This window comes from Pseudomonas fluorescens, from assembly GCF_001623525.1.
Classification (GTDB): Bacteria; Pseudomonadota; Gammaproteobacteria; order Pseudomonadales; family Pseudomonadaceae; genus Aquipseudomonas; species Aquipseudomonas fluorescens_Q.
Genome location: NZ_CP015225.1, coordinates 6300304 through 6314963, shown reverse-complemented (window position 1 = coordinate 6314963; position 14660 = coordinate 6300304). Strand labels below are relative to the sequence as shown.

Here is a 14660-nt window from a genome sequence, read left to right as displayed (position 1 = left end):
TTTGTACAAATATAGCTCATGGTCGTGTGGCAGCCAGTCCGTGCGCACACCTTTCATAAACAAAAACACCCGGTGGCTTGTGGCCAGGGATCGCCCCCGGCCCATGGCTTGATGAGCCTGTCAGGACGCCGTCGGGCGGATCGCCGACGCGCTGCGGGTCGGGTAATGGCCCAGGCTCTGCAAGGTCTCGAGCCGGGCGCGGGCGCGGAAGGCGTATTCACTGTTAGGGTATTGCGTGATGATGAACTGGTAGGTCTGCGCCGCATCGACAAACAGCTTCTGCCGTTCCAGGCACTGGCCGCGCAGCATCGAGACTTCCGGCTGCATGTAGCGGCGGGCACGGCTGGCGCGGTCGACCTGGGACAGTTCGAGCATGACCTGCTCGCAATTACCGCGGTCATAGGCCTTGTAGGCCAGGTTCATGTGATGGTTCATCGACCAACGGGTGCAGCCCGTGACGCTCAGGGCCAGGGCAACAAAAAGCACGAATCGCATGGGAGGTTCTCCTGTCTTGAGCTCTGTATCGACCTGGCTGAGAAAATCTTCAGCCTGAAAACGCTTGCCATGGCTGGCACACACCCCGTGGCGAGGGAGCTTGCTCCCGCTGGGCTGCGCAGCAGCCCTGAAACCTGGCCCCTCGGTGTATCAGGCAGCCCGGGTTCAACTTGTTTGGGGTCGCTTCGCAACCCAGCGGGAGCAAGCTCCCTCGCCACAAGAGCCTGTGGCAGGCTTTAAAGAGGTGTGAAAATTTTCAGGAATGTTCATTTCGAAAAACAAACGAAAAAGTAGTGCATATGAACAATGACTACACCCAAAGAGCATAGTAGCCTTCGCTGGCGCTTGAACTTGAGGAGTCTTGCATGTCCGTCCGTCGCACCAAAATCGTCGCTACCCTTGGCCCGGCCAGTAATTCGCCGGAAGTTCTCGAACAGCTGATTCTGGCTGGCCTGGACGTCGCCCGCCTGAACTTTTCCCACGGTACCCCCGAAGAACACAAGGCACGTGCCAAGCTGGTGCGCGACCTCGCCGCCAAGCACGGCCGTTTCGTTGCCCTGCTGGGCGACCTGCAAGGCCCGAAGATCCGTATCGCCAAATTCGCCAACAAGCGCATCGAGCTGAAGATTGGTGACACCTTCACCTTCTCCACCAGCCATCCGCTGACCGAAGGCAACCAACAGGTGGTGGGTATCGACTACCCGGACCTGGTCAAGGACTGCGGCGTGGGCGACGAGTTGCTGCTCGACGACGGTCGCGTGGTGATGCGCGTCGAGACCGCCACCGCCACCGAACTGAACTGCGTCGTGACCATCGGCGGCCCGCTGTCGGACCACAAAGGCATCAACCGTCGCGGTGGTGGCCTGACCGCACCGGCCCTGACCGAAAAAGACAAGGCCGACATCAAGCTGGCCGCAGAGATGGAAGTCGATTACCTGGCCGTGTCCTTCCCCCGTGACGCCGCCGACATGGAATACGCCCGTCAACTGCGCGACGAAGCCGGCGGTACTGCCTGGCTGGTGGCCAAGATCGAGCGCGCCGAAGCCGTCGCCGACGACGAAACCCTCGACGGCCTGATCAAGGCCTCCGACGCCGTGATGGTGGCCCGTGGCGACCTGGGCGTGGAAATCGGCGACGCTGAGCTGGTGGGTATCCAGAAGAAGATCATCCTGCACGCACGCCGCCACAACAAAGCGGTGATCGTCGCGACCCAGATGATGGAGTCGATGATCCAGAACCCGATGCCGACCCGTGCCGAAGTGTCCGACGTAGCCAACGCCGTATTGGACTACACCGACGCCGTGATGCTCTCGGCCGAAAGCGCCGCGGGCCTCTACCCGCTCGAAGCGGTGCAGGCCATGGCACGCATCTGCATCGGCGCTGAAAAGCACCCGACCAGCAAGACTTCCAGCCACCGCATCGGCAAGACCTTCGAGCGCTGCGACGAGAGCATCGCCCTGGCGACGATGTACACCGCCAACCACTTCCCGGGCGTGAAAGCGATCATCGCCCTGACCGAAAGTGGCTACACGCCGTTGATCATGTCGCGCATCCGTTCCTCGGTGCCGATCTACGCATTCTCCCCGCACCGCGAAACCCAGGCTCGCGCCGCCATGTTCCGTGGCGTCTACACCGTGCCGTTCGACCCGGCCGCCCTGCAACCGGGCGAAGTCAGCCAGGCGGCGGTGGATGAACTGGTCAAGCGCGGCGTGGTGCAGACCGGTGACTGGGTCATCCTGACCAAAGGCGACAGCTACCACACCATCGGCGGCACCAACGGGATGAAAATCCTGCATGTTGGCGACCCGATGGTCTGAGTGACCGAGCGCTGGAAAACAAAAGCCCTGCCATGTGAATGGCGGGGCTTTTTGGTTTTTGCCCTTGGGGAATGTAGTGCCTGAACTGGGCCCTGCAGAACTTATTGCCTGTTGATAAACCCCGACAACGCCGCAACCGCCTCGGGCGAACGCAGCCGCTGGGTGAACAGCTTGCCCTCTGCTTCAATCACCTTGCGCAACTGTTCCCGGTCCGGCGCTTTCATCAGTTGCTTGCTGATACTCACCGCTTCAGCCGGCAGCGATTCGAAGCGCAACGCCACCTCCCGCGCCTTGGCCAATGCCGCCTCGCCACTGTCCATTGCCTCGGTGGCAATGCCCCAGGCGACCGCTTGTTCGCCACTGAAGCCCTCGCCCAACAGCAACAATTGCGCGGCCCTGGCCTGGCCCAGCAACCGTGGCAGGATGAGGCTGGAGCCGAATTCCGGGCACAGCCCCAAGTTGACGAACGGCATGCGCAGCCGCGCGTCCCGGCTGACGTAGACCAGGTCGCAATGCAACAGCAACGTGGTGCCGATGCCCACCGCCGGCCCGGCCACGGCGGCGATCACCGGTTTGCGGCAATCGAGCAGGCTGAGCATGAACTGGAACACCGGGTTATCGAGGTCGTTCGGTGGTTGTTCGAGGAAGTCGACGATGTCGTTGCCGGCAGTGAAGCAGTCGCTGGAACCGGTGAGCAGCACTGCGCGAATCTGCGGGTCGCTGTCCGCCATCGCCAGGGCTTGGGCCAACTGACTGTACATGGCCCGGGTCAGGGCGTTTTTCTTTTCCGCACGGTTCAAGCGCACCGTCAGCAGGCCGCGTTCTCGGTCGAGCAACAGGGTTGGGGTCATGGTCGGTCTCGCGTCTGGAAATCAGCGCTCAACCACGGGGCAGGAAGACGTCGGCCAGCAGTTGGTTGCGCGGCAAGCCGGCCAGGTACAAGCGTTTGGCAAAGGCCTCGACCCGGTCGGGATGGCCGCAGAGTAAGGCCTGGGTTTGCCGTGAAACAAGCCGCAGTTGCGCCAAGGCGGACGGCGCCTCGGCCGCGGTCAACAGTTCCACGGTGAGGTTTTGGTGCTTGGCCGCCAGCGCCGCCAGGGGTTTGGCCAGGTAATGCCCAGCCGCATCATGGGCCACGTGAATAAGGCGAATCGCGCCTTGGTGATCCTGACGCAAGGCTTCGCGCAGCAAGCCGAACAGCGGCGCCAGGCCGGTGCCGGCGGCGAGCAGCCACAGCGGCCTGGCGTGCCAGTCGGGGTCGTAATGCAGGGCACCGCCGCGCAACTCGCCCAGGCGGATCGGATCACCGGCCTTCATCCGCCGGGCCGCATCGATGAATTGACCGGGTTCGCGGCAATCGAGGTGGAATTCCAGGAAACGGTCTTCCTCGGGCAGGCTCGCCAGGGAATACGGCCGGGCCACGTCGCCGGCCCACAGCACCAGATGCTGCCCGGCCTGATAACGCAGCGACCGCTTGGGGGTGATGCGCAGGCGCAGCACATCGCCACCAAGCCAATCCACCGCCGTCACGTTAGCGGCCTGGCCGTCGCGTTGCGGGTCGAAGGTGTGGATCTGCACATCCTCGACCACCTGGCATTGGCAGGCCAGCCGCCAACCCTGGTCGCGCTGCGTCGGGCTCAGGGCGTCGGGGCGGCTGTCGCGCACATCACCGCCCACACACTGCACCAGGCAGGCGTGGCAACTGCCGGCGCGGCAACTGTAGGGCACCGCGACGCCTGCACCGTTCAAGGCGTCCAGCAGGTTACTGCCCGCCGCCACCGTCCATTGCCGACCGGCGACTGTCAGTTCAGGCATCGACGTTCTCCCAGGCGGCAGCGCACCGATTGCGACCGTCTCGCTTGGCACGGTACAGGGCCTGGTCGGCACGCTGCAACGCGTTGTCCAGGTCATCGCCCATTCCCAGCATCGTCATGCCCGCCGACAAGCTGAGGGCGCCGACCTGCAGACCGATCAGCTCGACTTCTGTGAATGCCAGCCGCAGCCTTTCACAGCAGGCCGTCAGGCGCTGGGGGTCGCAGGCAGGCAGCAGCATGACGAACTCCTCGCCACCATAACGGGCCAATACATCGCCCTCGCGCAGGCACGCTGTGGCGACCGCGGCAAATGCCTGCAGCACCTGATCGCCGGCGGCGTGGCCGTGCAGGTCGTTGATGCGCTTGAAATGGTCGAGGTCGATCAGGGCCAGGCCATGGGCGATGCCGGGCCTGAGCGTGTTGAGTTCGCGCGAAGCGAGGCGCAGGAAGTGGCGGCGATTGAACAGCCCGGTCAGCTCGTCGGTGGCCACCAGGTCTTCGAGCTGGCGCATCATCCCGCGCAAGGTGTCCTGGTGCGCCTGCAGGGCAAACCGCCGCTGGCGCATGCGCTGACGTGATATCTGGACGTAGCGGGCGTAAAACACCAGCCACACCAGCACCAGAAACAGCACGGCCACCTGCAACCCGGCCAAGGTGGGATCGGGAAGCCTGAAGAAGTAACCGTCCCAAAGGGTAATAGCGGCGAAGCTGATGAACACCAGCGTCGCGCAGCGCACGAAGGCCCGGCGCGACAGGTGAAACAGCCCGAACAGCAGGATCAATACATAAAACACCAGGAACACGCCCCGAGCCTGGTCCAGGTGCGCCATCATCCAGGTCTGCCAGCCCAGGCCGATCAACACCTGCGCTTCGGTAAGGCTGGGGTCGGCGAAGCGCAGGTTACGATCCGTGATAAACAGCGCAAACAGCCCAGCCTGGCACAGCACGACCAACACGCTGCCGATGATGACACCGCGCAACGAATCGAGGTAATGACCACTGAAAAATGCCAGCCACAATAAAACCAGTGCCAGCGCGTACGTCGCTGCCGCCAAAGCGAAGCGTTTCAGCAAAAGACGTTGAATGGCGTTATGGGTCAATCGTTGACTCACCATGGGAAAGGAAACTGACAGGAGGCGTCCTACGCTACAGGCCAGACGCCACTTTAGTGGCGTGTAGGACAAATGACCATTCAATTCTGGAGCAGAAAAATGGCGTCAAAGCAATGGCCCAGATTGACGCATTTGTAGGTCGTCCTGGTCCCCGTGGCGAGGGAGCTTGCTCCCGCTGGACGCGCAGCGTCCCCTTGCGGTGTGTCAGACAAACCAGGGGGCCGCTACGCAGCCCAGCGGGAGCAAGCTCCCTCGCCACAGGTTTCACTCCCCACCTCATCAATCCGTCGTGATCGGGAGCAAGCTCGCTCCCACAGGGTGCCGGCCTGCGATATACTGCCGCGCCTTTTTAGCGTCGCGCCAGCATGCCCGGCGTGCCTTATAGAGGTGCCGCCCGTCGACCGATGCACCCAAGCGGCCGGCACCTTATTGAATGTTCCCGTCTTTAGAGAGGAGCGCGACTCATGACCGTGATCAAGCAAGATGACCTGATACAGAGCGTTGCCGACGCTTTGCAGTTCATTTCCTACTACCACCCCGTGGATTTCATCCAGGCGATGCACGAGGCCTACCTGCGCGAAGAATCGCCGGCGGCCCGTGACTCCATGGCGCAGATCCTGATCAACTCGCGCATGTGCGCCACCGGCCACCGGCCGATCTGCCAGGACACCGGCATCGTGACCGTGTTCGTGCGCGTGGGCATGGACGTGCGTTGGGACGGCGCGACCATGAGCCTGGACGACATGATCAACGAGGGCGTGCGTCGCGCCTACAACCTGCCGGAAAACGTCCTGCGTGCGTCCATCCTCGCCGACCCGGCAGGCGCCCGCAAAAACACCAAGGACAACACCCCGGCGGTCATCCACTACTCCATCGTCCCCGGCAATACCGTGGAAGTGGACGTGGCGGCCAAGGGCGGCGGCTCCGAGAACAAGTCGAAGATGGCCATGCTCAACCCGTCCGACTCCATCGTCGACTGGGTACTGAAAACCGTGCCGACCATGGGTGCCGGCTGGTGCCCACCGGGCATGCTCGGTATCGGCATCGGCGGCACCGCCGAGAAAGCTGCGGTGATGGCCAAGGAAGTGTTGATGGAATCCATCGACATCCACGAGCTCAAGGCGCGCGGCCCGCAGAACCGTATCGAAGAGATGCGCCTGGAGCTGTTCGAGAAGGTCAACCAACTGGGCATCGGCGCCCAGGGCCTGGGTGGCCTGACCACCGTGCTCGACGTGAAGATCATGGACTACCCGACCCACGCCGCTTCGCTGCCGGTGTGCATGATCCCCAACTGCGCCGCCACCCGTCACGCCCACTTCGTGCTCGACGGCAGCGGCCCGGCGTCGCTGGAAGCGCCACCGCTGGACGCCTACCCGGAAATCGTCTGGGAAGCCGGCCCGTCGGCTCGCCGCGTGAACCTCGACACCCTGACCCCGGAAGAAGTCCAGAGCTGGAAACCGGGCGAAACCGTGCTGCTCAACGGCAAGATGCTCACCGGCCGCGACGCGGCGCACAAGCGCATGGTCGAGATGCTGAACAAGGGTGAAACCTTGCCAGTGGACCTCAAGGGCCGCTTCATCTACTACGTCGGCCCGGTCGACCCGGTAGGCGACGAAGTCGTCGGCCCGGCCGGCCCGACCACGGCCACGCGGATGGACAAGTTCACCCGCCAGATCCTCGAGCAGACCGGCCTGTTGGGCATGATCGGCAAATCCGAGCGCGGCCCGACCGCCATCGAAGCGATCAAGGACAACAAGGCCGTCTACCTGATGGCCGTCGGCGGTGCCGCTTACCTGGTGGCCCAGGCGATCAAGAAATCCAAGGTCCTGGCGTTCGCCGAACTGGGGATGGAAGCGATCTACGAGTTCGAGGTCAAGGACATGCCGGTGACCGTTGCGGTCGACAGCAAAGGCGAGTCGGTGCACATCACCGGTCCTGCCATCTGGCAAAAGAAGATCAGTGACAGCCTGGCGGTGGAAGTGCAGTAACAGGCACTTTGCTGCTGTAAAAAAGGCCGGTGGGCGACAAGCTCACCGGCCTTTTTTTGTGCAAACCGTGGCGAGGGAGCTTGCTCCCGCTTGAGCGCGTAGCGCTCACAAAAGGGTCTGCTACGCAGCCCAGCGGGAGCAAGCGCCCTCGCCACAATGAATGACACCTTGAATATGGATGTGCAGCCGTCTTCGCAACCGCCATGCTATCGTGCCCGCCCGACTTGCAACTGTTCACACCAGCATGCTGCCAACTACCCGTACCTTGCGTCTGTCGTTGTACACCTTGCTGATCCTCACCGGCGCAGCCGTTGCCGCCACCCTCGCCGTGCGCCACGCCGAACGCGTGGCCCTGGAAGAAGACGCCAGCCGTGCCAACCAGCAGTTGGCGCTGTACGCCAATTCGTTGCACACCCTGATCGAGCGCTATCGCGCCCTGCCTGCCGTGCTGGCGCTGGACCCGGAGTTACGTTCGGCCCTCAAGGGACCGGTCGGCGCGGCGCAGCAGGATGTATTGAACCGCAAGCTGGAACGGATCAATGGCGCCGCCCAGTCATCCACCCTGGAATTGCTCGACCACACAGGCTTGGCCGTCGCGGCCAGCAACTGGCGCCTGCCCAGCAGCTATGTCGGGCACAACTATGGCTTTCGTCCGTATTTCCTCCAGACCCGCACCCAGGGCACCGGACGTTTTTATGCGGTGGGCGTGACCAGCGGCATCCCGGGATACTTCCTCTCCAGCGCCGTGACCGACGACAACGGCGAGTTCCTCGGCGCGATGGTGGTAAAGCTGGAGTTTCCGGAGCTGGAACGCGAATGGCGCCAGGGCAGCGACACTCTGCTGGTCAGCGATGCCCGGAGCATCATCTTCATCGCCAACCGCCCGGGCTGGCGTTATCGCCACTTGCAGCCGCTGAGCGACAGCGACCGCGCCGAGCTCAAGGCCACCCGTCAATACGACAAACAACCGTTGCAACCGCTGGCTTACGAAACGTTGCGGCGCTTTGACGACAATAGCCATCTGGCCCGGGTCGAGACGCCCGATGGCGCGGCGGAGTACCTGTGGGAATCCTTGCCGCTGACCGCCGAAGGCTGGACGCTGCACTTGCTGCGCCGTCCGCAGATCGCCTTCGAAGACCGGCGTAATGCCGGGCTCGCGGCCGCCGGTTCGTGGCTGGCGCTGGTGTTCCTGCTGCTGTTTCTCAACCAGCGCTGGCGCCTGGCAAGGTTGCGCCAGCGCAGCCGCGAAGAGCTCGAACGGTTGGTCGAAGAACGTACCCGGGATCTGCGCACGGCCCAGGACGGGTTGGTGCAATCGGCCAAGCTGGCGGCACTGGGGCAGATGTCGGCGGCCCTGGCCCATGAAATCAACCAGCCCTTGACCGCCCAGCGCATGCAATTGGCGACCCTGCGCTTGTTGCTCGATCACGGTCGGGTCGATGACGCCTACAAGGCCCTCAAGCCGGTGGACGACATGCTGACGCGTATGGCCGCCCTCACCGGCCACTTGAAAACATTTGCCCGCAAAAGCCCCAGCGGCCTGCGCGAACGCCTGGACCTGGCGGCGGTGGTCGACCAGGCGCTGCAATTGCTGGACACGCGCCTGCGCGACGAACAGATCAGCACCGTGTTGCACCTGACTCGACCGGCCTGGGTGCGCGGCGATGCGATCCGCCTCGAACAAGTGTTGATCAACCTGCTGCGCAATGCCCTCGACGCCATGGCCGAGCAACCCATCAAGCGCCTGGAAGTGCGCCTGGAGGCCGATGAGCAATTGTGGCGCCTGACCGTCAGCGACAGCGGCACCGGGATCGCCGAGGAACACCTGGCCCAGGTGTTCGATCCGTTTTTCACCACCAAGGCGGTAGGCGACGGCTTGGGCTTGGGGCTGGCGGTTTCCTTCGCGATCATTCATGAATCCGGCGGGCGGCTGACGGCAGACAATCACGAACATGGCGCAGTATTCTGCGTGACCTTGCCCATCGATCAGGAGGCCCAACTGCATGCTTGATTCAGTCATGGTCGTGGATGACGAAGGCAGCATCCGCAGTGCCGTCGAGCAATGGTTGAGCCTGTCGGGGTTCCAGGTGCAGTTGTTCGCCCGCGCCGACGAATGCCTGGCCCGGTTGCCGGAGCATTTCCCCGGGGTGATCCTCAGCGACGTGCGCATGCCCGGCCTCAGCGGCCTGGAACTGTTGGCCGAAGTGCGTCGCCGCGATCCGGACCTGCCGGTGATTTTGTTGACCGGCCACGGCGACGTGCCCATGGCTGTGGAGGCCATGCGCGACGGCGCCTACGACTTCCTGGAAAAACCCTTCAGCCCCGAAGCCCTGCTCGGCAGCCTGCGCCGGGCCCTGGACAAGCGCACCCTGGTCCTGGAAAACCGTCGCCTGCATGAACAAGCCGACGCCCGGGCCCGCCTCGATGGCACGCTGCTGGGCGTTTCCCGTGCGTTGCAAAACCTGCGGCGCCAGGTGCTGGACCTGGCCGCACTGCCGGTCAACGTGTTGATCCGCGGCGAAACCGGCAGCGGCAAGGAACTGGTCGCCCGTTGCCTGCACGACTTCGGCACGAGGGCGAGCATGCCCTTCGTCGCGTTGAACTGCGCAGCCATTCCCGAAGCGCTGTTCGAAGCGGAGCTGTTCGGTCACGAAAGCGGCGCCTTCACCGGCGCCCAGGGCAAGCGCATCGGCAAGCTCGAATACGCCAACGGCGGCACGCTGTTCCTCGATGAAATCGAGAGCATGCCCCTGGCCCAGCAGGTCAAGTTATTGCGGGTGTTGCAGGAACAGAAGCTCGAACGCCTGGGTTCCAACCAGAGCATCCAGGTGGACCTGCGCATCATCGCCGCCACCAAGCCCGACCTGCTGGACGAAGCCCGGGCCGGGCGTTTTCGCGAAGACCTGGCCTATCGCTTGAACATCGCCGAGCTGCGCCTGCCGCCGCTGCGAGAACGGCGCGAGGACATTCCCCTACTGTTCGAGCATTTCACCCACAGCGCCGCCGAACGCCTGGGCCGCGCCGCCGCGCCCCTGAGCGGCCCGCAATTGAGCCACCTGCTCAGCCACGACTGGCCGGGCAACGTGCGAGAGCTGGCCAATGTCGCCGAACGCCAGGTGTTGGGGCTCGATCAACCACAGGCCCTGGAGACGGAGCCGGGCCAGTCCCTCGCGGCCCAGCAGGAAGCCTTCGAAGCCCAATGCCTGCGCGCCGCCCTGACGCGGCACAAAGGCGATGTGAAAGCGGTGCTCGAAGAACTGCAACTGCCGCGCCGCACCTTCAATGAAAAGATGCAGCGCCATGGGTTGAGTCGGGAAATGTTTTTGTAGGGTGTTGATCGCTCCCACGCTCCCGCGTGGGAACGATCAACATAAGCGGATTCCCGCTCATGCCGAATCCAAAGCAAGCGGATTTCCGCTCATTCAACGTCACTACCCCCTCTAAACCGGCCTTCTGCCACCTGGCACAGCTCCTGCTATAGCCCTGGCAGGCTGCGTTCCCACGCGCTCCACAAAAACAATTAAACGAAGGATCCTTCAATGGATAACTCCAACGCCCTGCCCCTTGGGTCGGCTGCCGTGCCCGCCCGTGAAAGAACCACCGCCAGCCGGATCAAATCGATCTTCAGCGGCTCGGTCGGCAACATGGTCGAGTGGTATGACTGGTACGTCTACGCCGCTTTCTCGTTGTACTTCGCCAAAGTCTTCTTCCCCAAGGGCGACACCACCGCCCAATTGCTCAATACCGCCGCGATCTTCGCCGTGGGCTTCCTGATGCGCCCGATCGGCGGGTGGTTGATGGGTCTGTACGCTGACCGCGCCGGTCGCAAACGGGCACTGATGGCCTCGGTGTACCTGATGTGCTTCGGCTCGCTGATCATCGCCTTGAGCCCGAGCTACGAAACCATCGGCGTCGGTGCGCCGATCCTGCTGGTGTTTGCCCGCCTGCTCCAAGGCCTGTCGGTGGGTGGCGAGTACGGCACCTCGGCGACCTACCTGAGCGAAATGGCGACCAAGGAACGTCGCGGCTTCTTCTCCAGCTTCCAGTACGTGACCCTGATCTCCGGCCAGCTCATCGCCCTCGGCGTGCTGATCGTGCTGCAACAGTTCCTCACCACCGAACAGCTGTATGCCTGGGGCTGGCGCATCCCGTTCGCCATCGGCGCGCTGTGTGCGATCGTGGCGCTGTACCTGCGGCGCGGCATGGAAGAAACCGAGTCGTTCACCAAGAAGGAAAAAGCCAAGGAAAGCGCCATGCGCACCTTGCTGCGCCATCCCAAGGAACTGATGACCGTGGTCGGCTTGACCATGGGCGGCACGCTGGCGTTCTACACCTACACCACCTACATGCAGAAATACCTGGTGAACACCGTCGGCATGAGCATCTCCGACTCCACCACCATTTCCGCCGCCACCCTGTTCCTGTTCATGTGCCTGCAACCGGTGATCGGCGGGCTGTCGGACAAGATCGGTCGCCGGCCGATCCTGATCGCCTTCGGCATCCTCGGCACGCTGTTCACCGTGCCGATCCTCACCACCCTTCACACCATCCAGACCTGGTGGGGTGCGTTCTTCCTGATCATGGCCGCGCTGATCATCGTCAGCGGCTACACCTCGATCAACGCCGTGGTGAAAGCCGAGCTGTTCCCCACCGAAATCCGCGCCCTGGGCGTCGGCCTGCCGTACGCACTGACCGTGTCGATCTTCGGCGGCACCGCTGAATACATCGCCCTATGGTTCAAGAGCATCGGCATGGAAACCGGTTACTACTGGTACGTGACGGCCTGCATCGCTGTGTCGCTGCTGGTGTACATCACCATGAAAGACACCCGCAAGCATTCGCGGATCGTGACCGACTGACCTCCAAGTCGTACAAACAAAAAGGGGCGAACCTGACAGGGTTCGCCCCTTTTTTCGTTCCTTGGCTAAAGATTTTTCTGACATTAATCCCTGGTTAATGCCTGACCTTCATCCTCATCCTCAACAGAACGCCACTCGAATACGCCGGCAATGGCTCATTGACCGCTCTGCTGCAATGGCGAACACATCGATTTTATCGATTTATTTGAGCATTTTTTTGCGCTTTTTAATCAAATTAACAAGCGTAATATCAACTCCACACCCAAGGCGCTAACGCCAAACATTCTGGAGCACGACCATGAAAACCAAACTGATCATCGCCCTGACCCTTTCCGTACTGGCTGCCAACACCTTTGCTGCCGACGGTTTCGACCGCACCAGCTCGGCCATCGCCGCCGATGGTTATGACCGTACGAGCGCCGCCACCGTCGCATCTGATGGTTACGACCGCACTAACGGCGCCACCGTTGCTGAAGACGGCTTCGACCGCACTAACGGCGCCACCGTTGCCGAAGATGGCTTCGACCGCACTAACGGCGCCACCGTTGCCGAAGATGGCTTCGACCGCACTAACGGCGCCACCGTTGCTGAAGATGGCTTCGACCGCACTAACGGCGCCACCGTTGCTGAAGATGGTTTCGACCGCACTAACGGCGCCACCGTTGCTGAAGATGGCTTCGACCGCACTAACGGCGCCACCGTTGCCGAAGATGGCTTCGACCGCACTAACGGCGCCACCGTTGCCGAAGATGGCTTCGACCGCACTAACACTGCTGCCATCAGCTAACCCGAGAACGACACCCTCACAGCCCGGCTTCGGCCGGGCTTAGTTATTCATGGGATATGGAAAAAGGAAGACCGCCAGTGGTTTTGTTATCGCCACTCATCAAATTGTGGGAGCGGGCTTGCTCGCGAAGACAGTATGTCAGTCGACATCTATGTATCTGAACCTGCGCATTCGCGAACAGCCCGCTCCCCCAGTGTCCCTGGGTGCTGACAAAAACAGTGCGGCCCTGCACTATCTTCCAATCCCTTTGAAACCCCACCGCAGGACCTTCTTCAACCATGCCCGATGACATCCACTTCTACGAACCCGCCAACGGCCACGGCCTACCCCACGACCCATTCAACGCCATCGTTGGCCCGCGCCCCATTGGCTGGATTTCGTCCCAGGATGCCGAAGGCCGCCTGAACCTTGCGCCCTACAGTTTTTTCAACGCCTTCAACTACATTCCACCGATCATCGGGTTCTCCAGCGTTGGGCGCAAAGACAGCCTGAACAACATCGAACAGACCGGCGAATTCGCCTGGAACCTGGCCACGCGCCCGCTGGCCGAGCAGATGAACCAGAGCTGCGCGATGGTCGCCCCAGAGGTCAATGAGTTCGAACTGGCGGGTTTGACGGCCGCCCCATCACGGGTAATCCAGGTTCCACGCGTCGCCGAAAGCCCGGTGTCCTTCGAATGCAAGGTCACGCAGATTATTCAACTGCAGCGAGCGGACAAAGGGCTGGTGCCAAGCTGGCTGATTCTCGGCGAAGTGGTCGCCGTGCATATCGCCAAGTGGTTGTTGAAAGACGGGGTGTACGACACCGCCGCCGCCGAGCCGATCTTGCGCGGTGGCGGGCCGGCGGATTATTTCCAGCTGGGGCCTGAGGCGTTGTTCAAGATGCATCGCCCGAAGTAAGCGACACGGCTCTCAAGAAGAAACAGCAACCTGTGGCGAGGGAGCTTGCTCCCGCTGGACGCGCAGCGTCCCCTTGCGGTGTGTCAGACAAACCGGGGGGGCCGCTTCGCAGCCCAGCGGGAGCAAGCTCCCTCGCCACAAAAGCCCTACCGGGTGATCGTGCCGCTACCAGACCAACCCGCCCTCGTCGTCGACACCTTTGAGGTGGGTCAGTTGCAGGGCTGCCGCTTCATCGGCTTTGACCGCGGTCTCGAAGGTTTGCTCTTCAAGGATCTTGTTGAAACGTGGCGCACCGGAACCACCGATGGCCTTGGTGGCGATGGCGGCATGGTAGCCGCCGCCTTCTTTGGGGATTACAGCGGAAACAGCTTCAAAGGTTTCAAAGGCTTTACGTGCCATGTCTTGTGCATCCTGGCGGTGGAAAATGACGCTCATTAAACCTTCAACCGGCCAGTTTGTGTACCTGCGCCCGGCACCCTTCGGTCGCCTGGGCGGCGGACACGTCGCGGAACGTATGGAAATCCAGGCTGCTCACCACCAGGTCTTGCACCAGCTCGGCAAATATCGCCATGGCCGGGGAATTGAAGTAGGCATCCATGGCCGCCTGATTGACCCAAAGCCCGGACACCAGCCACAAATCGGCATCGCACTGCGAATGCTGCAAGGCAAAGTACAGGCAACCGGGGGCCTGGCGCGAGGGCGCGATCAGCGTACTCAGGCGCGCCCCCAGTTGCCTGGAGCAACCGGTACGGGCCCGGACAAAAGCCATGTGACTGACGGGGATCTGTGTAGACATGTTCAACCCTCCCAGGTCATCCGTTGTGCAGCCGGGGACAGGCCGCGACAGGATCAAAGGTTAAGCGCCGCCCTGCCAGTTTCGTTAGTCGAT

At 62.5% G+C, this 14660-nt stretch carries 13 protein-coding genes; 7 read left to right on the top strand and 6 right to left on the bottom strand.

Translation table 11 applies throughout. The features are described 5' to 3' along the window. Positions 1 to 120: 120 nt before the first annotated feature. Entirely contained in the window at positions 121 to 495 is a 375-nt protein-coding gene (locus tag TK06_RS27400; RefSeq protein WP_053124682.1) for a tetratricopeptide repeat protein, read from the bottom strand. Positions 496 to 860: 365 nt separating this feature from the next. Between TK06_RS27400 and pyk the strand changes: the two genes are divergently transcribed. Further along, positions 861 to 2312: a pyruvate kinase gene (pyk, locus tag TK06_RS27395; protein ID WP_063324585.1), complete on the top strand. Its 1452-nt coding sequence runs from the start codon at positions 861 to 863 to the stop codon at positions 2310 to 2312. Between the two features lie 101 nt (positions 2313 to 2413). Here pyk and TK06_RS27390 read toward each other — a convergent pair whose 3' ends face one another. From TK06_RS27390 to TK06_RS27380, 3 genes are read right to left on the bottom strand one after another with little or no spacing between them, the layout of a single operon-like run. Further along, a complete protein-coding gene (locus tag TK06_RS27390; RefSeq protein WP_063324584.1) occupies positions 2414 to 3163 on the bottom strand; it encodes an enoyl-CoA hydratase in 750 nt (249 codons plus the stop codon). Positions 3164 to 3191: 28 nt separating this feature from the next. Beyond that, complete coding sequence (locus tag TK06_RS27385) at positions 3192 to 4127, bottom strand: iron-sulfur-binding ferredoxin reductase (protein ID WP_063324583.1); 936 nt, start codon at positions 4125 to 4127, stop codon at positions 3192 to 3194. Next, entirely contained in the window at positions 4120 to 5226 is a 1107-nt protein-coding gene (locus TK06_RS27380; protein WP_063325235.1) for a GGDEF domain-containing protein, read from the bottom strand. Before TK06_RS27380 ends, TK06_RS27385 begins: the two co-directional genes overlap by 8 nt. 476 nt (positions 5227 to 5702) lie before the next feature. Here TK06_RS27380 and TK06_RS27375 point away from each other — a divergent pair, with 476 nt between their 5' ends. The 6 genes from TK06_RS27375 (at position 5703) to TK06_RS27350 (ending at position 13771) form a co-directional block, all read left to right on the top strand. Then, a complete protein-coding gene (locus tag TK06_RS27375; protein ID WP_063324582.1) occupies positions 5703 to 7226 on the top strand; it encodes a fumarate hydratase in 1524 nt (507 codons plus the stop codon). A gap of 244 nt (positions 7227 to 7470) precedes the next feature. Continuing rightward, positions 7471 to 9237 (top strand): sensor histidine kinase, encoded by a 1767-nt coding sequence (locus TK06_RS27370; RefSeq protein ID WP_063325234.1) that lies wholly within the window; start codon positions 7471 to 7473, stop codon positions 9235 to 9237. Then, entirely contained in the window at positions 9230 to 10555 is a 1326-nt protein-coding gene (locus TK06_RS27365; RefSeq protein ID WP_063324581.1) for a sigma-54-dependent transcriptional regulator, read from the top strand. Before TK06_RS27370 ends, TK06_RS27365 begins: the two co-directional genes overlap by 8 nt. Positions 10556 to 10765: 210 nt before the next feature. Further along, positions 10766 to 12085 (top strand): MFS transporter, encoded by a 1320-nt coding sequence (locus tag TK06_RS27360; RefSeq protein ID WP_063324580.1) that lies wholly within the window; start codon positions 10766 to 10768, stop codon positions 12083 to 12085. Positions 12086 to 12383: 298 nt separating this feature from the next. Further along, the gene (locus TK06_RS27355; protein ID WP_063324579.1) at positions 12384 to 12872 is read left to right on the top strand and encodes a hypothetical protein; all 489 of its coding nucleotides are present in this window, start codon (positions 12384 to 12386) and stop codon (positions 12870 to 12872) included. Between the two features lie 278 nt (positions 12873 to 13150). Then, positions 13151 to 13771 carry a flavin reductase family protein gene (locus TK06_RS27350; RefSeq protein ID WP_063324578.1) on the top strand — a complete coding sequence of 207 codons (621 nt, stop codon included), beginning with the start codon at positions 13151 to 13153 and terminating at the stop codon, positions 13769 to 13771. A 165-nt stretch (positions 13772 to 13936) separates the two neighbouring features. Here the strand turns inward: TK06_RS27350 and TK06_RS27345 are convergent, their stop codons facing one another. Together TK06_RS27345 and TK06_RS27340 are read right to left on the bottom strand one after the other, a co-directional pair. Continuing rightward, the gene (locus TK06_RS27345) at positions 13937 to 14170 is read right to left on the bottom strand and encodes a hypothetical protein (RefSeq protein WP_063325233.1); all 234 of its coding nucleotides are present in this window, start codon (positions 14168 to 14170) and stop codon (positions 13937 to 13939) included. A 43-nt stretch (positions 14171 to 14213) separates the two neighbouring features. Beyond that, complete coding sequence (locus TK06_RS27340; protein WP_063324577.1) at positions 14214 to 14567, bottom strand: putative quinol monooxygenase; 354 nt, start codon at positions 14565 to 14567, stop codon at positions 14214 to 14216. Between the last annotated feature and the right edge of the window lie 93 nt (positions 14568 to 14660).